Source organism: Streptomyces sp. NBC_01092, from assembly GCF_045039535.1.
Taxonomy (GTDB): Bacteria; Actinomycetota; Actinomycetes; order Streptomycetales; family Streptomycetaceae; genus Streptomyces.
The window spans coordinates 7,768,239-7,788,579 of sequence record NZ_CP108659.1; the positions used below are offsets into that span (position 1 = coordinate 7,768,239).

Below are 20,341 nucleotides of genomic sequence, written 5' to 3' on the forward strand. Positions count from 1 at the left end.
GGGTGGGGCTCGCGCGGATGGGCGGCGGGGGCGGCGGCGGGCAGGGGTCAGGCGCGCAGGCGCAGGCCTCTGGGGGTCGCGATGAAGCCGGCTCCTTCCAGGAGGGTGCCCATGGGGGAGGTCAATGCGGAGGCGCCGTTCACGCGCTCCACGGTGACCGTGCCGAGGGAGCCCGCGCGGGCGGCCGAGGCGAGGGCGTCCATTGCCGTGTGCAGGCGGGGGTCGTCGGTGGGTTCGGTGTCCGGGGCGGAGGGCCAGGCCAGCAGGGTCTTGCCGCCGCGCTCCATGTAGAGGGTCAGCTCGCCGTCGACGAGGACCACCAGGGAGCCCGCTTTGCGGCCGGGCTTGTGCCCGGCCTCGGTGGGGGGATCGGGCCAGGCGAGGGCGGCTCCGTAGGCGTTCGCCGGATCGGCGGCGGCGAGGACGACGGCTCGGGTGTCGGGGGTGGGGCGGCGGTGGGGGGCGGAGCCGGGGCCCGGGCCTTGACCGTAGGGCGTGCCGCCGTTGTGCCATGCGGGGCCATGCGGGGTGCGTCGGCCGCTCTCGGGGGCGAGGTCGCGGGGCGAGACCCATTCGCTCGGTCCGAGGTGGGCGTCCAGGAAGTCGTGGTCGAGGTCGGGGATGTCGTACGCGGCGGTGCCGCCGGCGTCGTATGCCGGGGGGTCGCCCTGGTCAGCACCGGGGTTCCCTGGGCCGTCGTAGGAGACAGGTGAGCGGAAGGGGTCGGGGGCGGCCGGGCCCGGCAGGTCGTCGCCGCGGTCGCGGGCGTTGGACACCGCGCGCAGGCGGTCCACCGCGCCGTCCATCGCGAACTGGGCGGCGCCGAGTCCCTCGACCACGTAACCGCGCCGCGCCTGGCCGCTCTCCTCGAAGACGGACAGGATGCGGTACGTCGCCGAGAAGCCGCCCTCGACGCCCTCCGCGCTGACCGCTCCGCGGGTCACCACGCCGTGCCGGTCGAGGAGGGTGCGGGCCAGGGCGTGGGCGCGGACCGTGGGGTCGGGTTCGTGTGCCGGGAGCACGGACCAGCGGCCGGCCACGGTCGGCGGGCCAGTGCGGGAGGCGGGGCGGGCGGCGGCCGTGAGGGAGCCGTAGCGGCCTCGGGGGACGGTGCGCTTGGCGCGGTGGGCCGTGGAACCCGCGGTGCGGCCCGAGCCCAGCAGGGAGCGCATGGGGGCCAGCGTGTCGTTCGTCAGGCGGCCCGACCAGGCCAGCTCCCAAAGGGCGTCGGCGAGGTGAGGGTCGGCTGCGTCGGGGTGGGTGGTGGCGCGGACCTGGTCGGCGATCTGGCGGAAGAACAGGCCGTAGCCGCCGGAGAGGGCGTCCAGGACGGACTGGTGCAGTGCTGTCAGCTCCAGGGGGTGGGGCTGCGGCAGGAGCAGGGGGGCCGCGTCCGCCATAAAGAGGGAGACCCAGCCGTCCTTGCCGGGGAGTGAACCGGCTCCGGCCCAGACGACCTCGCCGGCCGAGGTGAGCTCGTCGAGCATCGCGGGCGTGTAGTTGGCCAGGCGTGACGGCAGGACGAGCTTCTCCAGGGCCGACGCCGGCACGGACGCGCCCTGCAACTGCTCGATGGCGCGGACCAGTCCGTCGATGCCGCGCAGGCCGTGGCCCTTGCCGATGTGCTGCCACTGGGGCAGGAACTGCGCGAGCGCGGCCGGCGGCACCGGCTCCAGTTCGTGCCGCAGCGCGGCGAGGGAGCGCCGGCGCAGACGGCGCAGGACCGTCGCGTCGCACCACTCCTGGCCGATGCCGGCCGGGTGGAACTCGCCCTGCACGACGCGCCCGCCGGCCGCCAGCCGCTGGAGAGCGCCGTCGGTGATCGCCGCGCCCAGCCCGAAGCGGGCCGCCGCCGTGGCCGAGGTGAAGGGGCCGTGGGTGCGGGCGTAGCGGGCGAGGAGGTCGCCGAGCGGGTCCTTCACCGGCTCGGTGAAGGCTTCGGGGACGCCGACCGGCAGCGCTGTGCCGAGCGCGTCGCGCAGGCGGCCCGCGTCCTCGATCGTCGCCCAGTGGTCGGTGCCGGCGATGCGGACCTTGATGGCGCGGCGGGCGCTGGCCAGATCCTGAGCCCAGTGCGGTTCCGCGCCCCGCTCGGCCAACTCGGCGTCGGTGAGCGGGCCGAGGAGGCGGAGGATGTCGGCGACGCCCTCGGCGTCCTTGACGCGGCGGTCCTCGGTGAGCCACTGGAGCTCGCGCTCCAGCTCCGTCAGCACCTCGGCGTCGAGCAGTTCGCGCAGCTCCGCCTGGCCGAGCAGCTCGGCCAGCAGCCGCGAGTCCAGCGACAGGGCGGCGGCGCGGCGCTCGGCGAGCGGGGAGTCTCCCTCGTACAGGAACTGGGCGACGTACCCGAAGAGCAGGGAGCGGGCGAAGGGGGACGGCTCGGCGGTGGTGACCTCGACGAGGCGCACCTTGCGGGATTCGAGGTCGCCCATGAGCTCTGTCAGGCCCGGGACGTCGAAAACGTCCTGGAGACATTCGCGGACCGCCTCAAGGACGATCGGGAACGAGCCGAACTCGCTGGCCACCTGGAGCAGTTGGGCGGCGCGCTGGCGCTGCTGCCACAACGGGGTGCGCTTGCCGGGGCTACGGCGCGGCAGCAGCAGTGCGCGGGCGGCGCACTCGCGGAAGCGAGACGCGAACAGGGCCGAGCCGCCGACCTGGTCGGTGACGATCTGGTCGACGTCACCCTTGTCGAAAACGACGTCCGCCGCGCCGACGGGCGCCTGGTCGGCGTCGTACTCCGTGCCGGCCTTTCGCGGTTCCTGGTCCAGCAGGTCCAGGTTCATCAGATCGGCGTCGGGCAGGCGCAGCACGATGCCGTCGTCCGCGTGCATGACCTGCGCGTCCATGCCGTACCGCTCGGACAGCTTCGCGCCGAGGGCCAGTGCCCAGGGGGCGTGGACCTGGGCACCGAAGGGGGAGTGGACGACGACGCGCCAGTCGCCGAGCTCGTCGCGGAAGCGCTCGACGACGATCGTGCGGTCGTCCGGGACGTGGCCGCAGGCCTCGCGCTGCTCGTCCAGGTACGACAGGACATTGTCGGCCGCCCAGGTGTCCAGGCCGGCGGTGACGAGGCGCAGACGGGCGTCGTCCTTGGGCAGTGAGCCGACCTCGCGCAGGAACGCGCCCACCGCGCGGCCCAGTTCGAGCGGGCGGCCCAGCTGGTCGCCCTTCCAGAAGGGCAGCCGGCCCGGTACGCCCGGGGCCGGGGAGACCAGGACGCGGTCGCGGGTGATGTCCTCGATGCGCCAGGAGCTCGTGCCGAGCGTGAAGACGTCGCCCACGCGGGACTCGTAGACCATCTCCTCGTCGAGCTCGCCGACCCTGCCGCCGCCCTTCTTCGGGTCCGCTCCGGCGAGGAAGACCCCGAAGAGGCCGCGGTCGGGGATCGTGCCGCCGGAGGTGACGGCGAGACGCTGTGCACCCGGGCGGCCGGTGATCGTGCCGGCGACCCGGTCCCAGACCACGCGCGGGCGCAGCTCCGCGAAGGCGTCGGACGGGTAGCGGCCGGCCAGCATGTCGAGGACCGCGGTGAAGGCGGACTCGGGGAGGGAGGCGAAGGGGGCGGCTCGGCGGACCATGGCGAGGAGGTCGTCGAACTGCCAGGTGTCCATGGCCGTCATGGCGACGATCTGCTGGGCCAGGACGTCCAGGGGGTTGGCCGGGACCCTGAGGGACTCGATGGAGCCGGTGCGCATGCGCTCGGTGACGACCGCTGCCTGGACCAGGTCGCCGCGGTACTTCGGGAACACCACGCCGGTGGAGACGGCGCCGACCTGGTGGCCCGCGCGGCCCACGCGCTGGAGACCGGAGGCCACGGACGGGGGTGACTCGACCTGGACCACGAGGTCCACCGCGCCCATGTCGATGCCCAGTTCAAGGCTGGACGTGGCGACGACCGCAGGGAGGCGGCCGGCTTTGAGGTCCTCCTCGACGAGCGCGCGTTGTTCCTTGGAGACCGAGCCGTGGTGGGCGCGGGCGATCACCTGGGGTGCGCCCTGGGCCGCGCCGGAGCCGCCCATGAGTTCGGCCGGGGCGTGGTGTTCGTCCAGGGTTTCGCCGGTGGCGCGCTCGTAGGCGATCTCGTTGAGGCGGTTGCAGAGGCGTTCCGCGAGGCGGCGGGAGTTGGCGAAGACGATGGTGGAGCGGTGGGACTGGACCAGGTCGGCGATGCGCTCCTCCACGTGCGGCCAGATCGAGGGGCGTTCGGTGCCCTCGGAGCTCTCTGCGACCGGGGAGCCGCCGAGCTCGCCGAGGTCCTCCACCGGGACCACGACCGAGAGGTCGAACTCCTTGCCCGACTTCGGCTGGACGATCTCCACCTTGCGGCGGGGGGAGAGGTAGCGGGCGATCTCGTCGACCGGGCGGACCGTCGCGGAGAGGCCGATGCGGCGGGCCGGCTTCGGGAGGAACTCGTCCAGGCGCTCCAGGGTGAGCGCCAGGTGGGCGCCGCGTTTGGTGCCCGCCACCGCGTGGACCTCGTCCAGGATCACCGTCTCGATGCCGGTCAGGGCGTCGCGTGTCGCTGACGTCAGCATCAGGAACAGGGACTCGGGGGTGGTGATGAGGATGTCCGGGGGGCGGGTGGCCAGGGCTCGGCGCTCTGCGGCGGGGGTGTCGCCCGAGCGGATGCCGACCTTTACCTCGGGCTCGGGGAGGCCCAGGCGTACGGATTCCTGGCGGATGCCCGTGAGCGGGCTGCGGAGGTTGCGCTCCACGTCTACGGCCAGGGCCTTGAGGGGGGAGACGTAGAGGACCCGGCAGCGCTTCCTGGGGTCGGCCGGTGGGGGTGTGGAGGCCAGCTGGTCGAGGGCGGCGAGGAAGGCGGCGAGGGTCTTGCCGGAGCCGGTGGGGGCTACGACCAGCACGTCCGAGCCCTCGTTGATGGCTTGCCACGCGCCTGCCTGGGCTGCTGTGGGCGCGGAGAAGGCACCCGTGAACCAGCCGCGGGTTGCGGGGGAGAAGCCGGCCAAGGCTTGGTGCGGGGTGCTGACCATGCGTCCATCCTGCACCTCGGGACTGACAATTGGGCTGAGCTGCGGGAATGCCCGGGTGGGGGGCGCGGTGATGCCTGCGGCGGCCCGTTGCTGTTCGGTGGGGGTGCGCGTAGCGCCAACGGTTGTGTGGTGGGTCGGGGCCGTGCCGGGGCGTGTCCGTCCTCGGTCGGGCGGTTGCTGTGCCTCAGAGGGTGCTGTTTCTTGACGCCCGCCGCTGCGGGCGGACACCCCCCGGCACGTCCCCTTGCCCCCGTGCGCGGGTGCCGCGCCGTAGGGGTGCGGCGGTTGCGGGTCGGCTCGTTCGCGGAGAATGGGGGTATGGCACGTTCTGGCGAGCTCGCGCGGCACTGGCAATACGCCGAGTTGCCCGGTGTCGATCTGCTGCGGGCCCAGTACATACGGAAGACCTTTGTGCGGCATACCCATGAGCACTTTGTGATCGCCGCGATCGCGGAGGGCGTGGAGGTCTTTCAACATCGGGGGGCCGATCAGTACGCGGGGGCCGGTGCGCTTGCGTTGGTCAATCCCGATACGCCGCATACGGGGCGGGCGGGGGTTCCCGAGGGGTGGCAGTACGGGGCCGTCTATCCGTCGCCGGAGGTGGTGGCCGAGATCGCGGCCGAGACCACTTCTGTTCGGGGGACGCCGGGGTTTGTCCGGCCTGTGCTCGATGATGCGTATGCGGTGGGGCTGGTGCATCAGGTGTTGCGGGCCGCTGATGAGGGCAATGCGCTGGCTGCCGACACCTTGCTTCGGGTTGCCGTGACGCGGCTGCTGCGGTTGAACGGTGGGGTGCTGCCGCAGCGGGAGGTGCGGACGGCGGGGGCTCAGGTCGCCGTACGCGCGCGTGAGGTGCTGGAGGGGCGGATGGCCGAACCGCCCAGTCTGGAGCGGTTGGCCGCCGATCTCGGTACCGGTCCGTTTGCCCTGCTGCGGGCCTTTCGGGACGTGTACGGGATGCCGCCGCATACCTGGCTGACCGATGCGCGGGTGCGGCGGGCCCGGCGGCTGCTGGACGCCGGGGTCTCCCCGGCCGAGGCCGCTGTCGCCGTGGGGTTCACCGATCAACCGCATCTGAATCGGCACTTCGCCCGGATCGTCGGGGTGCCTCCGGGGGCCTATCAGCGCGAGCGCAAGAACGTACAAGACCTGCGGTAGCGGGTTGCCTAGCGTCGTGGGCGTGGCAGAACAGAGAGTGCTGGCGGATCAGCAGGTCGACGGGGACAAACCCGACGCCGTCGTCGTACGGGACGCCCTGGGCGTCGGGGTCGCCGTCGGGCTGTCCGGGTTCGCCTTCGGGGTGACTTCGGCGGGCAGTGGGCTCACGCTCCTGCAGACCTGTGTGCTGAGCCTGCTGGTGTTCACGGGAGCGTCGCAGTTCGCGCTCGTGGGGGCGCTTGCGGCCGGTGGTAGCCCGCTCACTGCTGCTGCCGGGGCCTTCTTCCTGGGGGTGCGCAACGCCTTCTACGGACTGCGGCTGTCGCAGGTGCTGAAGCTCACGCGCGCTGTGCGGCCGTTCGCCGCCCAGTGGGTGATCGACGAGACGGCCGCCGTCGCGCTGGCACAGCCCACGCGGCGCAGTGCGCGGATCGGGTTCGTGGTGACCGGGCTCAGCCTGTATGTGCTGTGGAACCTCACGACCCTGCTGGGTGCCCTCGGGGCGGACGCCATCGGTGACACCGATGCCTGGGGGCTCGACGCGGCCGGGCCCGCTGTCTTTCTGGCGCTGCTCGCGCCGATGCTGACGTCCGCCACCGAGCGTGCTGTCGCCGGTCTTGCGGTGGTTCTGGGGCTCGGGTTGTTGCCTGTGCTGCCTGCCGGGGTGCCCGTACTGGTGGCCGCGCTCGCGGCGCCCGTGGTGCTGTGGGTGCAGGGGCGGCGTGCGGGGGAGGGGGCGCGATGAGTATCTGGATCGCCATCGGCGCCACCGTTGTCGGCTGCTATGCCGTCAAGCTCATCGGGCTGCTCGTGCCCGCGGGCGCGCTGGAGAGGCCTCTCGTGCGGCGTCTTGCCGCGCTGTTGCCCGTCGCCCTCCTTGCCGCCCTCACGGCTCAGCAGACGTTCGGCGACGGGCAGGCGCTGGTGCTGGACGCCAGGGCGGCAGGGGTCGCCGCGGCTGCCGTGGCGCTCGTCCTGCGGGCGCCGTTCCTGCTGGTCGTCGGGGCCGCCGTGGTGGTGACCGCCGGCGTGCGGGCCATGGGCGGGTGAGGTGGGTCAGCCGATGTGGCGGCCGTACGCGCGCAGCGTGCGCAGCGCCTGGATGGTCACCATCGGGCGGGCCTCCAGCGGGATGCCCGGTGCCCACTGGCGCCAGCGGATGGGCCAGCCGCCGTCCTCCTGCTGCTCGTCGGCGAGGTGGTCCAGGGAGCGGCTCATCTCGTCGTCCGTGAACCACGCGCGCGCCAGGGAGCGCGGCGTGCGCGCGTAGTCGTGCGGGAAGTGGTGCTCGCCGGGGGCGTAGCCGGGCGGGACCGGGTAGCTGTCGAGGCCGGCCGGCTCCAGTGCCGCCAGTTGCTGATCGCGCACCAGGCGGCCCAGTCGGTCGGCGGCCGCCTCCGCGCGCGGGCGGTCGGGAGCGGAGTCCAGGAAGGCCACGGCCGCCTCGATCTCGTACGGATGTGACTTCTCCAGGGACTCGACCGCCTGCCAGCAGAAGTCCGTGGCCCGGAACAGCCACGCGTGCCAGACCTCGTTGCGGTGCAGCAGTCCGACGACCGGCCCGGTGGCGAGGAGCGAGCTGGGCGGGTCGGCCATGATCGGCAGGAAGGGGGCCGCGGGGTAGTCGCGCTGGGCGGGGTGGATCGTGGGGAGGGCGCCGTCCGGGGTGGAGACCGACGTGAGGTAGCGGCACACGCGGTCCACTCGCTGCCCGCCGCAGCGCTCGATGGCGTCCAGGACGTGCAGGGCGTGACCGGTGTGCAGCGGCTGGCTCACCGGGCCGCGCAGATCCGGCTCCAGCGCGTGACCGTACCCGCCGTCCTCGTTGCGGTACGCGTCCAGCGCGGTCTCCACCGGGTCGGGGGCGCCGTTCAGGAAGTGGTACGCGAAGAGGCGCTGTTCCAGCACGCGTGCGGTGAGCCAGACGAACTGCTCGGCGCGGAAGAGCGGGGAGCGCGCCGGGGGCGTCGGGGGGAGTGGGGAGGCTCCGGTTTCGGGCATGCGTCAGACCGTAGGACGGAAAGCGGTCTCGACAAGTGGTCCCGGCGCAGGCCCACCCTCAGGGGCGGGATACTGGACGCATGCGGTTGACGGTCTTCTGGCAGCGGATGGCGGATCACTTCGGTCCGGGAAACGCCGACACCTTCGCGCGCGACCACGTGATGGCGGAGCTCGGCGGGCGCACGGTGCACGAGGCGCTGGACTCTGGCTGGGACACCAAGGACGTGTGGCGTGTGGTGTGTACGGTCATGAACGTTCCGGGTGAGAAGCGCTGACCGGTAACGAAGATCGCAGGACCGGGGCCGATTGTCAGTGGCGTAGGTGAGACTTGCTTCGTGGCACGCACTGACGAGACCGGGCAGTTCGCCCGGCAAGGGTCCCCGTTCGGCACGACGCCGCCCAACCCGCCTCCGGGTGCGGGCGACGCCGGGTCGGGCGCCCGCATGCCGCGCTGGCTGCCGCGCGCCATGGTGCTCGCGCTGGCGCTCGTCGGCGTGTTCCAGCTGGGCAGCTGGGCCTTTCACCAGCTCACCGGGCTGCTGATCAACATCCTCATCGCGTTCTTCCTGGCCCTTGCCATCGAACCCGCGGTGAGCTGGATGGCCTCGCGCGGCATGCGCCGGGGACTGGCCACCGCCGTTGTCTTCCTCGCCGTGATCATCGCGTCCGCCGGGTTCGTGACGCTGCTGGGGTCCATGCTCGCGGGCCAGATCATCAAGATCGTCGAGGATTTCCCGAACTACCTCGACTCCGTCATCAACTGGATCAACGCGCACTTCAACACCGACCTGCGCCGGGTCGACGTCCAGGAGGGCCTGCTCAGATCGGACTGGCTGCGCAACTACGTGCAGAACAGCGCGACCGGCGTCCTGGACGTGTCCGCGCAGGTGCTCGGCGGTCTGTTCCAGCTGCTGACGATCACGCTGTTCTCGTTCTACTTCGCCGCGGACGGACCCCGACTGCGCCGCGCGCTGTGCTCCGTACTGCCGCCCGCCAGGCAGGCCGAGGTGCTGCGGGCCTGGGAGATCGCCGTCAACAAGACCGGCGGTTATCTGTACTCGCGCGGCCTGATGGCGCTGATCTCCGGCATAGCCCACTACATCCTGCTGGAGAGCCTGGACGTGCCGTACGCGCCCGTGCTCGCCGTGTGGGTGGGTCTGGTGTCGCAGTTCATCCCCACCATCGGCACCTATCTCGCGGGCGCCCTGCCCATGCTGATCGCGTTCACGGTCGATCCCTGGTACGCGCTGTGGGTGCTGGTCTTCGTCGTGGTCTACCAGCAGTTCGAGAACTATGTGCTCCAGCCCAAGCTGACCGCCAAGACCGTCGACATCCACCCCGCGGTCGCCTTCGGTTCGGTCGTCGCGGGCACCGCACTCCTCGGCGCGGTGGGCGCGCTGATCGCGATCCCGGCCGTCGCCACCTTGCAGGCGTTCCTGGGGGCCTACGTCAAGCGGTACGACGTCACGGACGACCCCCGCGTCCATGGGCACCGGGAGCGGGGGACGGGGCGCAAGCTGTTCTCCCGCGCGCGTGAGCTGTGGATACGCCGGCCCGGGCGACCGGGACAACAGCCTCCGGAGGGAACAGGAGGGTCGGGGGAGGGCTCGGACTGAGACGGAGGGTTCGGATCGAGCCCTTGGCCTCGCCTCCGGGGGCGGTCGGCGGGGTGGGTCAGCGGACGACCTTGATGCCGAAGCGGCCTTCCTGTTGTCCGAGGCCGAAGCGGATGGCTTCGTGGAGAGGGGAGTGCATCTCCATGCCACGGGCGCAGACCAGGGCACCCAGGTCGAGGATGTCGCTCCAGCCGTAGGACTTCAGCAGGTCGATGGTCTGCTGCTTGGCGTCGGCGTGGTCGCCCGCGAGGAACATCGTGTGGTCGCCGTCGGCGACGGACCGGGGGTTGACCACGGTGGTCTGTTCCTGGGTGACGAAGGACTTCACGACCTTCGTGGCGGGCAGAGCGCGTTGGATCCGCTCGCCGAGGCTGTCGGTGTCGCAGGGGTCCAGCTTCGGCATGATGCCCCACGGCGTGGGCCAGGGGTGCTCCGCCTCGTGCTGGTAGATGAAGGGGACGGCGTAGTCGACGAGCGTCTTGCCGGCCAACTGGTCGGCGATGGCGGACAGCGCCTGGACCGCGTTGTGGCCGTCGATGCCGTTGATGACCAGCTCGCCTGCGGCCGCGGCGTCGCCGAAGGGCAGCAGCGTGACGCCGGGGTGATCCGCGAGGAACTCCTTGTAGGGCGGGTTGCCCATCATGTCCGGCTCGGTCCGAGCCAGTGTCGCGTCGACGTCGCGGGTACCGACGAACACTTCGTGACCCAGCTCCAGCAGCTTGACGACATGGGCGCGGGCACCGCCACCGGTACCGAGAACAGCGATCTTCATGGGGGGAATCTTCCGTTTTGCTCTGTGCGGACAGCGCTCACGGTAGGGGGGCTCTAGGCCAATTCGTGTCCTATTTGACGGGGTGGCGGCGGCGGGTGCCGATAGCCCCACGCAGACGGCGAACGGCCTAGCGGATGACGGCGGCCAGGAGCAGCGCGGCGATGGCGGTGAGGGCGGTGCCCTGCCAGCCGACGGTGTCGAGGAGGGGTGCGGCGAGGGCCGTGCCCAGGGCGCCGATGGTGAAGTAGAGCACCAGGTAGACGCTGCTGAGGCTGCCGGAGCGTCCGGGGTCCAGGGCGATGACACGGCTCTGGTTGGCGGCCTGGGCGGCGAAACAGCCCGCGTCGAACAGGGCGAGTCCGAGTGCTGTGGCGGGCGGGCTGTTCAGACCGGTGGCGAGCAGTGCGGTTCCGGCCGCCGCGGTCAGCATGCAGGCGACGATCACCGCTTGGGGCGTGTACCGGTCGGTGAGGCGTCCGGTGACGGGGAGCGCGGCGAAGCCGAGGAGTCCGGCCAGGCTGTACAGACCGATGGCGGTCGGCTTCAGTGAGTGGGGTGGCTGAGCCAGGGTGAGGGTGAGGGCGACCCAGACGAGGTTGAAGGCGAAATACCACAGGCCACCCCTGGCCACGGCGCGTCGCAGTTGCGGATGCTGGCGCAGGAGTGGGGGAAGTGAGGCGAGGGTGGCGCGGTAGCCGCGGTCGGGCCGGGGCAGGGGGCGGGGCCGTTGCCGGGGCAGGCGCGTGAAGGCGGCGATCGCGCCGAGCAGGGCGACGGCGGCGAAGACGAGCAGCATCCGCCGCCAACCGACCATGTCGGCGAGCGCCCCTCCCGCAAGACGGCTGAGCAGGATGCCGGCCGACATTCCGGCGGCGACGGTTGCGACGTCCGTTCCACGGCGCTCTGGCGGGGCGTGTCGGCCGGCGATGTTGCCGGCCTGCGCCGCGACGCCGGCGGCGGCCCCGATGAGCACATAGGCGGCCAGGAGCGGGACCGGGCCGGGCGCGGACGCGGCAAGGGCGAGGGCGAGGGCCAGTGCGCCGAGCTGCGCGGTGACCAGGCGACTCGGGGCGAGGTGGTCGGTGAGGGGCAGCAGTACGGCGAAGCCGATCATGCAGCCGACCAGTGCGGCGGTGGGGACGAGGCCGATCACGGAGGCGGGGACGCTCAGGTCGGCGGCGATGGCGGTGAGCGCGGGCTGGATGGCGTAGTTGTTCGCGATCGCCGTACCGGCTATGGAGGCCAGGAGGAGCGTGCCGCCCCGGGGGAGGGGCCGGGTCACGGCTGGGTGGCGCGGGCGAGGATGACGGCGTAACGACACGCGGTGTCGGTGGTGTTGGCGAAGGCGCGCTCGGTGGGCTCCCCGAGTTCGATGGTGTCGCCCGCGTCGAGTTCGTGGACCGTATCTCCGTCGTGGAAGGTCAGATGGCCGTCGAGGACCCAGACGACCTGCCGGACGAAGGCGAAGGCCGCGGCCGGGTACGGGACGCGGGCGCCGGCGGGCAGACGGATCTCGGCGATCTCCGCGGGGAAGTGCGGGCTGGTGATCTGGCGACGCCGGTAGCCGGTGGCGGGGTCGCGCCACTCGGCGGCTCCGGCCCGGCGGCGCACTTCTCCGAGTCCGTCCGCCGCGTCCTGCGTTCCCTCGGCGAGGGCGAGCAGAGAAGAGACGCTGAGCTGGAAGGCGGCCGACAGCTTGCCGAGGACGACGGCGGTGGGGCTGCTCTCGCCGCGCTCGATCCTGCTGATCATGGCCTGAGAGACGCCGGAGGCATCCGCGAGCTGGGCCAGGGTCCATCGACGGCGCTCCCGTTCGGTGCGGATGCGGGACGCGATCTGCCCCACCAGGGGATCTACTATGTTGGACATGAATCCAATATACGAGAAGGAGCGGGCGGTGGTGACCGTGCGCCCGGCGCACTCCGGTGACATGGAGGCCATCCGCGCGATCCGCAACCACGCGATCGAGCACTCGACGGCCCTGTGGACGCAGACTCCGCAGTCCCCCGCCGAAGGGGCGGCCTGGCTCGCCGCCCATCTGGAGCGCGGCTCGGCGTTCGTGGCCGACGTGGCCGGTGAGGTGGCGGGGTTCGCGGTCTACGGACCGTGGCGGGAGCTGGACGGTTATCGCCACACGGTGGAGGACTCGGTCTACGTCCGCGAAGGCCGACACGGGCTCGGGATCGGCGCCGCGCTGCTCGACGCGCTCATCGCCGCGGCGCGCGAGGCGGGTCACCATGTCGTGATCGCCGGCATCGAAGCGGAGAACGCCTCGTCGATCCGGCTGCACGAGCGATTCGGGTTCCAGTACGCCGGCACGATCCCGGAAGTGGGCACGAAGTTCGGTCGGTGGCTCGACCTGACGCTGATGAGGCTGGCGCTGGCCTGACCTGACCTGACCCGAGCCGATGGCGAAGACGCAGACTTGATGTGTGGCGGTGCTCAAGAGGCCGTCCGTGCGCGTCCAGTCGCGGTGCGCGCGCGTCCAGTGCGGGTGTGGGTGCACCCAGTCCGGCTGTGGGCGCGCCCAGTCCGGCTGTGAGCTGAGGTGCCGCGTGGTGCGCTTGACACGAAAATCGAACATCCATTCTTATGGAAGTGCCGGCGAGGCGCTCGGCAGGCATTTCGCCACGGTTTCGACGGAGAAGTGCCCGAGTTATCCACAGGCCGGACGGGCGTCGGGGCGCATTGTCAGTGGCAGGCGTTAGCGTCTTTGACGTGAAGCGATCGACTCAAGCAAACCGGGTGGAACCCATGGCAGGAACCGACCGCGAGAAGGCCCTGGATGCCGCGCTCGCACAGATTGAACGGCAGTTCGGCAAGGGCGCGGTCATGCGCCTGGGCGAGCGGCCGAACGAGCCCATCGAGGTCATCCCCACCGGGTCGACCGCGCTCGACGTCGCCCTCGGCGTCGGTGGCCTGCCGCGCGGCCGCGTGGTGGAGGTGTACGGACCGGAGTCCTCCGGTAAGACCACGCTGACCCTGCACGCAGTGGCCAACGCGCAGAAGGCCGGCGGTCAGGTCGCCTTCGTGGACGCGGAGCACGCCCTCGACCCCGAGTACGCGAAGAAGCTCGGCGTCGACATCGACAACCTGATCCTCTCCCAGCCCGACAACGGCGAGCAGGCTCTGGAGATCGTGGACATGCTGGTCCGCTCCGGCGCCCTCGACCTCATCGTCATCGACTCCGTCGCCGCGCTCGTCCCGCGCGCGGAGATCGAGGGCGAGATGGGCGACAGCCACGTCGGTCTGCAGGCCCGACTGATGAGCCAGGCCCTGCGGAAGATCACCAGCGCGCTCAACCAGTCGAAGACCACCGCGATCTTCATCAACCAGCTCCGCGAGAAGATCGGCGTGATGTTCGGCTCCCCGGAGACCACGACCGGTGGCCGGGCGCTGAAGTTCTACGCCTCGGTGCGGCTCGACATCCGTCGCATCGAGACGCTGAAGGACGGCACCGACGCGGTCGGCAACCGCACCCGCGTCAAGGTCGTCAAGAACAAGGTCGCGCCGCCCTTCAAGCAGGCCGAGTTCGACATCCTCTACGGGCAGGGCATCAGCCGCGAGGGCGGTCTGATCGACATGGGCGTGGAGAACGGCTTCGTGCGCAAGGCCGGCGCCTGGTACACGTACGAGGGCGACCAGCTCGGCCAGGGCAAGGAGAACGCGCGCAACTTCCTGAAGGACAACCCCGACCTGGCCAACGAGATCGAGAAGAAGATCAAGGAGAAGCTGGGCGTCGGAGTCCGTCCCGAGGAGCCGGCCGCCGAGCCGGGCGCGGACGCCGCGGTCTCCGCCACCCCGGACGACGCCGCGAAGACGGTGCCCGCCCCGGCGGCGGCCAAGGCAGCCAAGCCCAAGGCCGCGACCGCCAAGAGCTGACCTGTGACGCGGCGAACCGACTGGTCCGAGTACGCCGCCTACCCGGACGCCCCGCAGGGGCGGGGGAGAGGCGGCGACGAGGGCTCCTCCGGTAGGGGCGGACCCGCCTCCGGAGGAGACGCGAGCCATGACGCGGACGGGGGGAACGACGGCTCGGCGCTGTACGGCATGGGTGACTCGGGCTGGTACGGCACAGGCGACTCGCATGACGCCAGAGGCTCGTACGGGGGATACGGCGGTCATGGCGACTCCGGCTACGGCTACGGCGACGAGTCGGGCCCGGTGCACGACGCCGGTGCCTCCGGTGGGGGCTCGCGCCGTGGTCGTGGTGGGACTCGGGGCTCGGACGGCTCACGTGGGCGTCGTCGACGCGGTCGTACAGAGCCGTCCGGTGAGGACGGAGGTGCCTCTTCCTCGTCGAGGGCCGAGGAGAGGACGCCCCCAGCGGACCCGGTGGAGCAGGCGCGGGCGATCTGTCTGCGCCTGCTCACCGGGACCCCGCGCACGCGGAAGCAACTCGCGGACGCCCTGCGCAAGCGGGAGATCCCGGACGAGGCCGCCGAGGAGGTGTTGTCGAGGTTCGAGGAGGTGGGCCTCATCAACGACAGCGCGTTCGCGGACGCCTGGGTGGAGTCCCGGCACCACGGCCGAGGGCTGGCGCGGCGCGCGCTCGCCCAGGAACTGCGTACCAAGGGCGTCGACTCCACGCTGATCGACGCGGCCGTCGGCCAGCTCGACTCGGAGCAGGAAGAGGCGACGGCGCGTGAACTCGTCGCTCGGAAGCTGCGTTCCACGCGCGGCCTCGATCGCGACAAGCGGCTGCGCCGCCTCGCGGGCATGCTCGCCCGCAAGGGCTATCCGGAGGGGATGGCACTGCGGGTGGTCCGACAGGCGCTGGAGGAAGAGGGCGAGGATACGGAGTTTCTGGGGGACGAAGGGTTCTGAGTCCCGTAGGAACCAGGGATGCGAACCTGGTGGAGACGAGGGGTTCCGATACCAGCAGAGGGGCTCGGAATCAGCGGCGGCTTGGAGCCCTTCGAAGGCCCGTGTCGGACACGGTGGACGCGCGGGGGCGGCCATCACGTCCGGGGGCCGGAGCCAGGGGGGTGCGACTCTACCTCCGGACAGAGCCCGGGATAGCGCCTCCAAACGGCGGCGCCTGCGGACAGCCCCTAAGCCTCCGCCCCACCCCTCGACTGAACCGGCAACCCTTGCCCCCGCCATGCCTGGAACCCGCCGACGAGATCCGTGGCCCGGTGCAGCCCCAGCCGCCGTAGCGACTCGACCGCCAGGCTCGACGCGTACCCCTCGTTGCAGAGCAACACGACCCGCAGGTCATGGCTTGTCGCCTCGGGGGTGCGATGGCTGCCTTGTGGATCGAGCCGCCACTCCAACTCGTTGCGCTCGATGACGAGGGCACCGGGGATCAGGCCGTCCCGCTCGCGCAGGGCGGCGTACCGGATGTCGACCAGCAGCGCCTCTCCGCCCTGGGCGGCCTCGTACGCCTCCCGAGGATTGATCCGCTCGTAGCCCGCGCGCACCCGCTCCAGCAACTCGTCGATGCCGAGGGGCCGCTCATCCGTACCGCCGACGCTCACGCTCACCTCACCCCCGCCCACAGACTGCTCACTCATGCCGTCGGTCTTCAACTCCCGCCCGTCAACCGGCCGTTCGTCGAAATCATGTAGCAAGGGTCCGCCCTCAATCCCGCTCACTGCCAGTCCTCCGGACGCTCCACCTGCTCAAGGCGCAGGATGGGCCCGCTGCGGCTGAAGCGGCGGATCTGAGGTAGGGGCGGGTGGTAGGCGTGAACGGAGATCGCGTGCAGGTCGGTGGATGCGTTGAGGACCTCGTGCACATGGTGTCGGCCGAAGGAGCGGCCCTTGCCGGCCGGCAGACGGCGGGACCGGTCCACGTCCTCCGCCAGTTCCAACGTCTTCCAGCCGTCGGCAGGCAGTCGGACGGCGAGCGAGTTCTCCTTGAGCTCACCGGCCGCCGTGACGAAGGCCCCGACCGACTCGGCGTGGTCGTGCCAGCCGGTGCCCGTCCCGGGCGGCCAGCCGATCAGCCATGCCTCACTGCCTCCGGGGCCTTCGAGCCGTACCCAGGTACGGCCCTCCGGATCGAGCGGGAGCGAGGTGATCAACTCAGCGTCGGCCGCGGTACGCCGTACGAAGTCGAGAAGGTCCGCCTGCGTCGGGGCGGTGGCGGGGGAGGAAGCCGACGCGGAGTTCGGTGTGGGGACCGGCTCGGACGCGGTATCGGCGGCAGGGGGGACAGACACGGGCACCGTCCTGAAGAGAGTTCGCGAAGAGCCCGCGACGGCACCGGCAGGGCACGGCACGCGCGGGAAGAGGAAGGGGGGATGCGAATTCAGCAGGACGGGCGACACACGCAGCCCGCATAGCGGACGAGGTCCATATGGACCCTCCGCCACAGGCGCACACAGGTGTCGGTCATGGTCGGGAGTACACCATGACGGCGCGAACCGGTCAACTCGCCGTCATCTGGTTCTCGCGGAGACGCCTCGGTGTGCATCCCGGGGAGCGATCGCGTCCTGTGACTGCGGCGCGGATGCGTCGCCGTGTCCGGTCTCTGGGGTGCGGAGCGCCGGCAAGGCCGTCGATGGAGCCGAGAGGGGGGCGAACGTGTGTACGCATGTTAGCTGGTTGCGGTGACTATGGCGTGACTTGAGCATGGGTGTACGTCAATCGCACATACGGTCTTGTCAGGGAAGCCGGGGATGACGGGCGGAGCGGTGGGATGAGGGTGATGACGTGCCGGTGCTGAAGGAGGGAGGGCATGCCCGGTATACGTACCGGCTGCGTGTGTCGTCGACCGCCCGCACACAACTGCGTGCGGAGTGGGACCGCTGTCGGTGGGTGTGGAACGAGTGCGTGGCCAAGTCCAAGGCCGTGCACGCGCACAACAAGGCCCACCCGGAGGACAAGCAGACCTGTGGCCCGGCTCAGCTCGACAGGATGCTGACCGAGGCCCGGCGGGCGACTCCGTGGCTGCGGTCCGGCGCCAGCGTTCCGCAGCAGCAGACCATCCGGGATTTCGGCACGTCGCGCGCGAAGGCGCACAAGGACATCAAGGAACGCCTGCCCCTCAGGCAGCGAGCTGGGATGCCTGGTTGGAAGAAGAAGTGCGAAGCGGACCCGACGCTCAACTACACCAAGCGTGGCTTCCGGCTCCAAGACGGGCGCCTGCACCTGGCCGGGAACATCGTCCTAACCGTGGTGTGGTCCCGCGAGTTGCCCGCCGCCCCGTCTTCCGTGCGCGTGTACCGGGACAGCGTCGGCCACTGGTACGCCTCGTTCGTCGTGCCCCCTGTAGCCCAGCTACTCCCCGCCACCGGCGCGGTGATCGGGATCGACTGGGGCGTGAAGGAGACCGCAACCACCACTTCGAATGCGCACGACCTTCCCCATGCCCAGCACGGGACGAAGGCCCGGCAGAAGTTGTCGAGGTACGACCGGATGATGGCCCGCCGCAAACCTGCGAAGGGGCAGACCGCCTCGAAGGGGTACAGCGAGGCGAAGAAGCTGCGGGCGAAGTCCTGTCAGAAGGTCGCCCGGCAGCGGCAGGACACCGGGCGCAAGTGGGCGAAGAAGGTTGTGCGCGACCACGACGTCATCGCGGTTGAGGACTTCCGCCCGAAGTTCCTCGCCAGGACGTCGATGGCACACAAGGCTGCCGATGCCGCCATCGGCGCCACCAAACAGGCACTGTTGGAGATGGGCCGCAAGCACGGGCGGGACGTCCGCCTCGTGAACCCCGCGCACACCACCATGGACTGCGCATCGTGCGGAGCGAGAACCAAGCACGCACTGCCGCTGTCCGAACGTACCTACACGTGCACCGCGTGCGGGCTCGTGTCCCCGAGGGACAAGAACTCCGCCCGTGTGATGCTCCTCCGGGCTGGTCTGGACCCGGTTGGTGTCGAGGGCGTAAGACTCCCCGGAGCGCTGCTCCGGGAGGCAGCCTGAGCCAGGAATCGACTCCCCTAGAGGGAGTCGAGCAGTCAAGATCCGGAGTACACCACGACGACGCATGGCAAGCAGCGGCAGTGCGAGCCGGTCAACTCACCGCCATGTCAGCGTGAGCCTGCACCCGCCCCGGCTTCCGCCTCCGCCTTGACCGGTCCCCCCAATGCCGCCTCGGCCGCCGTGTACAGGTCGGCGGGCCGCACACCGCTCAACGCCGTCACCAGGTGACCGTCGGGCCGGATCAACAGGACCGAATGCGCGGCCGCCCCCGGATAGCTCTCCGAGACCAGCAGCTCCGCGGGATACGGCAGCGCGGTCACGGCGGCCGCCAGCCGGGGCATGATCCCGGCGGTCGCCCAGTGCTTGCGCTCCCACACACCCGTGCCCGGCGCGATCAGCAGGACCAGCAGCGCACCGCGCCCGAGCCGGTCCCGCAGCTGGACGAACGAGCCGTCCTCCGCGGTGACCCGCACGTCAACGACCGGCGCACCGCGCGGGGTGTCCACCGGGACCTCGCCCTCCAGCTGCCCGGGCGCGAGCGGCGAGTCCGCGTACGACCCCGGCGCGCCGATCGAGCCCTGCCCCAGGTGGCCGTCCATCAGCAGCGCGTCATGGCCCCGGGTGGAGCCGGGAACCACGGCGCGCAGCCCTCCACCTCCGCGCAGCAGCGGAAGCGCCTGGTCTGCGGCGCGCAGCCGGCCGGCGACGACCGCGCGCCGCTCGGTCTGGTAGCTGTCGAGCAGCGCCTCGTGCGGCCCGTGGTGCCAGGCCGACGCCAGCTTCCAGGCGAGGTTGTCGGCGTCTCGCAGGCCCTCGTCGAGCCCGTGCGTGCCGAGCGTGCCGAGGCAGTGCGCCGCGTCCCCGGCGAGGAAGACGCGGCCCACGCGCCAGCGGCGCGCCAGGCGGTGGTGGACCGTGTGAACCCCGGTGTCGAGGAGTTCGTACGACGGTGTCGGCCCGTCGGACCAGCCGGTGAGCGTCTCGCTGATGTGCCCCACGAGCAGCTCGGGCGTGATCAGGTCCTTGCCCGGCGGCAGCAGCCAGTCCAGGCGCCACACGCCGTCCGGGAGCGGCCGTCCGGTGACCTCCCCGCCCGAGGGCCCGGACGCCCGCCACGGCGGCATCCGATGGAGCAATGCTCGGCCCTCCCAGGGAAGTTCCACGCGCAGCGCGGCCACGGCGTGTCGCTCGACCGCCGTCCGGCCGGGGAAGCGGATGTCCATGAGTTTGCGCACGGTGGAGCGCGGGCCGTCGCAGCCGATCACGTAGCTGCCGCGCCACCAGGTGCCCTTGGGGCCGCGGGTGTGGACGGTGACGCCCGAGGTTTCCTGCTCGATGGCGTCCAGGCGGCTGTCCACGGCGACCTTGACGAGCGGCTCGCCGACGAGGGCCGTGCGCAGGGCGCCGGTCAGGGCGTGCTGGGCGATGTGCAGGGGGGCGGGGTTGTGCGGGACGGAGGGGGTCGTGCCGCCCTCGGGTCCTTCCGCGACGTCGCCGAACGTGACCTCGCGCATCACCTGCTTGCGCCGCATCGACCGCCATCCGGCCCAGCGTGCCCCGGCCGCGCCGAGCGGCAGACCGGACAGGCGCTCGATGAGGGCGGTGGTGTCCTCGCGCAGGACGACGGTGCGCGCGAGGCGGGGTTCGTCCTTGCCGGGACCCTCGTCCAGGACGACGCAGGGGACGTCCTGACGGGCCAGCGCCAGGGCGAGCGTGAGCCCGACGGGCCCCGCTCCGACGATGATCACCGGGTCCATGGCGCGGCGCCCCCTGCCCGCAGCGGTGTCCCCAGGAACGCGAGTGAACAGAAAGTTGGAGCAGGGTGCACGATCACAGAACGTATGCAACCCATTGCCGGTGCTTGCGTCAAGTGACGGAGGGCAGTGGCGATCATGCCACTGCCCTCCGTGCGCTCAAGCGATG

At 71.3% G+C, this 20,341-nt stretch carries 17 protein-coding genes and 1 pseudogene; 9 read left to right on the top strand and 9 right to left on the bottom strand.

What is annotated here, in order from left to right; genetic code table 11:
- Positions 1 to 47 precede the first annotated feature (47 nt).
- Positions 48 to 4,997: an ATP-dependent helicase gene (locus tag OG254_RS35335; RefSeq protein WP_405589976.1), complete on the bottom strand. Its 4,950-nt coding sequence runs from the start codon at positions 4,995 to 4,997 to the stop codon at positions 48 to 50.
- A gap of 318 nt (positions 4,998 to 5,315) precedes the next feature.
- Here OG254_RS35335 and OG254_RS35340 point away from each other — a divergent pair.
- The 3 genes and pseudogenes from OG254_RS35340 to OG254_RS35350 form a co-directional block, all read left to right on the top strand.
- Positions 5,316 to 6,146: pseudogene (locus OG254_RS35340) on the top strand (AraC family transcriptional regulator); the annotation flags it as partial.
- A 31-nt stretch (positions 6,147 to 6,177) separates the two neighbouring features.
- Entirely contained in the window at positions 6,178 to 6,900 is a 723-nt protein-coding gene (locus tag OG254_RS35345) for an AzlC family ABC transporter permease (RefSeq protein WP_405589979.1), read from the top strand.
- On the top strand, positions 6,897 to 7,205 hold the full coding sequence (locus OG254_RS35350) for an AzlD domain-containing protein (RefSeq protein WP_148000791.1): 309 nt from the start codon (positions 6,897 to 6,899) through the stop codon (positions 7,203 to 7,205). The genes OG254_RS35345 and OG254_RS35350 overlap by 4 nt, the downstream gene beginning before the upstream one ends.
- 6 nt (positions 7,206 to 7,211) lie before the next feature.
- On the opposite strand, the gene OG254_RS35355 is transcribed toward OG254_RS35350, so the two are convergent.
- Entirely contained in the window at positions 7,212 to 8,156 is a 945-nt protein-coding gene (locus OG254_RS35355) for a hypothetical protein (protein WP_405589983.1), read from the bottom strand.
- 80 nt (positions 8,157 to 8,236) lie between these two features.
- On the opposite strand from OG254_RS35355, the gene OG254_RS35360 reads away from it, so the two are divergent.
- Together OG254_RS35360 and OG254_RS35365 are read left to right on the top strand one after the other, a co-directional pair.
- Positions 8,237 to 8,431, top strand: a complete 195-nt coding sequence (locus tag OG254_RS35360) for a DUF3046 domain-containing protein (protein ID WP_351200474.1) — start codon at positions 8,237 to 8,239, stop codon at positions 8,429 to 8,431.
- Between the two features lie 60 nt (positions 8,432 to 8,491).
- Positions 8,492 to 9,772 carry an AI-2E family transporter gene (locus OG254_RS35365; protein ID WP_405589986.1) on the top strand — a complete coding sequence of 427 codons (1,281 nt, stop codon included), beginning with the start codon at positions 8,492 to 8,494 and terminating at the stop codon, positions 9,770 to 9,772.
- A 58-nt stretch (positions 9,773 to 9,830) separates the two neighbouring features.
- Here OG254_RS35365 and OG254_RS35370 read toward each other — a convergent pair whose 3' ends face one another.
- The 3 genes from OG254_RS35370 to OG254_RS35380 form a co-directional block, all read right to left on the bottom strand.
- Positions 9,831 to 10,544 (bottom strand): NADPH-dependent F420 reductase, encoded by a 714-nt coding sequence (locus OG254_RS35370; protein ID WP_405589989.1) that lies wholly within the window; start codon positions 10,542 to 10,544, stop codon positions 9,831 to 9,833.
- A gap of 127 nt (positions 10,545 to 10,671) precedes the next feature.
- Entirely contained in the window at positions 10,672 to 11,826 is a 1,155-nt protein-coding gene (locus tag OG254_RS35375) for an MFS transporter (RefSeq protein ID WP_405589992.1), read from the bottom strand.
- Entirely contained in the window at positions 11,823 to 12,413 is a 591-nt protein-coding gene (locus OG254_RS35380; RefSeq protein WP_405589995.1) for a helix-turn-helix domain-containing protein, read from the bottom strand. Before OG254_RS35380 ends, OG254_RS35375 begins: the two co-directional genes overlap by 4 nt.
- On the opposite strand from OG254_RS35380, the gene OG254_RS35385 reads away from it, so the two are divergent.
- The 3 genes from OG254_RS35385 (at position 12,412) to recX (ending at position 15,371) form a co-directional block, all read left to right on the top strand.
- Positions 12,412 to 12,933, top strand: coding sequence for a GNAT family N-acetyltransferase (locus OG254_RS35385; protein ID WP_405589998.1), 522 nt, complete (start codon positions 12,412 to 12,414; stop codon positions 12,931 to 12,933). The genes OG254_RS35380 and OG254_RS35385 overlap by 2 nt on opposite strands.
- A gap of 365 nt (positions 12,934 to 13,298) precedes the next feature.
- Positions 13,299 to 14,426 carry a recombinase RecA gene (gene recA / locus OG254_RS35390; protein WP_147994133.1) on the top strand — a complete coding sequence of 376 codons (1,128 nt, stop codon included), beginning with the start codon at positions 13,299 to 13,301 and terminating at the stop codon, positions 14,424 to 14,426.
- Positions 14,427 to 14,429: 3 nt separating this feature from the next.
- Complete coding sequence (recX, locus tag OG254_RS35395; RefSeq protein ID WP_405590000.1) at positions 14,430 to 15,371, top strand: recombination regulator RecX; 942 nt, start codon at positions 14,430 to 14,432, stop codon at positions 15,369 to 15,371.
- A gap of 227 nt (positions 15,372 to 15,598) precedes the next feature.
- On the opposite strand, the gene OG254_RS35400 is transcribed toward recX, so the two are convergent.
- From OG254_RS35400 to OG254_RS35410, 3 genes are all read right to left on the bottom strand, one after another.
- Positions 15,599 to 16,060, bottom strand: a complete 462-nt coding sequence (locus OG254_RS35400; protein WP_405590003.1) for a rhodanese-like domain-containing protein — start codon at positions 16,058 to 16,060, stop codon at positions 15,599 to 15,601.
- A 77-nt stretch (positions 16,061 to 16,137) separates the two neighbouring features.
- A complete protein-coding gene (locus OG254_RS35405; RefSeq protein WP_405590005.1) occupies positions 16,138 to 16,710 on the bottom strand; it encodes a cysteine dioxygenase in 573 nt (190 codons plus the stop codon).
- Positions 16,711 to 16,799: 89 nt separating this feature from the next.
- On the bottom strand, positions 16,800 to 16,964 hold the full coding sequence (locus OG254_RS35410) for a putative leader peptide (protein WP_405590008.1): 165 nt from the start codon (positions 16,962 to 16,964) through the stop codon (positions 16,800 to 16,802).
- Between the two features lie 239 nt (positions 16,965 to 17,203).
- Between OG254_RS35410 and OG254_RS35415 the strand changes: the two genes are divergently transcribed.
- On the top strand, positions 17,204 to 18,418 hold the full coding sequence (locus tag OG254_RS35415; RefSeq protein WP_405590010.1) for an RNA-guided endonuclease InsQ/TnpB family protein: 1,215 nt from the start codon (positions 17,204 to 17,206) through the stop codon (positions 18,416 to 18,418).
- A 107-nt stretch (positions 18,419 to 18,525) separates the two neighbouring features.
- Here the strand turns inward: OG254_RS35415 and OG254_RS35420 are convergent, their stop codons facing one another.
- A complete protein-coding gene (locus tag OG254_RS35420) occupies positions 18,526 to 20,175 on the bottom strand; it encodes an FAD-dependent monooxygenase (protein WP_405590013.1) in 1,650 nt (549 codons plus the stop codon).
- Between the last annotated feature and the right edge of the window lie 166 nt (positions 20,176 to 20,341).

Excerpts from the sequence above, each read along its gene's own strand:
- OG254_RS35335 (WP_405589976.1), bottom strand. The coding sequence starts at position 4,997 with ATGGTCAGCACCCCGCACCAAGCCTTGGCCGGCTTCTCCCCCGCAACC.
- OG254_RS35350 (WP_148000791.1), top strand. The coding sequence starts at position 6,897 with ATGAGTATCTGGATCGCCATCGGCGCCACCGTTGTCGGCTGCTATGCC.
- OG254_RS35410 (WP_405590008.1), bottom strand. The coding sequence starts at position 16,964 with ATGCACACCGAGGCGTCTCCGCGAGAACCAGATGACGGCGAGTTGACC.
- OG254_RS35420 (WP_405590013.1), bottom strand. The coding sequence starts at position 20,175 with ATGGACCCGGTGATCATCGTCGGAGCGGGGCCCGTCGGGCTCACGCTC.
- OG254_RS35355 (WP_405589983.1), bottom strand. The coding sequence starts at position 8,156 with ATGCCCGAAACCGGAGCCTCCCCACTCCCCCCGACGCCCCCGGCGCGC.
- recA (WP_147994133.1), top strand. The coding sequence starts at position 13,299 with ATGGCAGGAACCGACCGCGAGAAGGCCCTGGATGCCGCGCTCGCACAG.
- OG254_RS35360 (WP_351200474.1), top strand. The coding sequence starts at position 8,237 with ATGCGGTTGACGGTCTTCTGGCAGCGGATGGCGGATCACTTCGGTCCG.
- OG254_RS35370 (WP_405589989.1), bottom strand. The coding sequence starts at position 10,544 with ATGAAGATCGCTGTTCTCGGTACCGGTGGCGGTGCCCGCGCCCATGTC.
- OG254_RS35400 (WP_405590003.1), bottom strand. The coding sequence starts at position 16,060 with ATGAGTGAGCAGTCTGTGGGCGGGGGTGAGGTGAGCGTGAGCGTCGGC.
- OG254_RS35380 (WP_405589995.1), bottom strand. The coding sequence starts at position 12,413 with ATGTCCAACATAGTAGATCCCCTGGTGGGGCAGATCGCGTCCCGCATC.
- OG254_RS35385 (WP_405589998.1), top strand. The coding sequence starts at position 12,412 with ATGAATCCAATATACGAGAAGGAGCGGGCGGTGGTGACCGTGCGCCCG.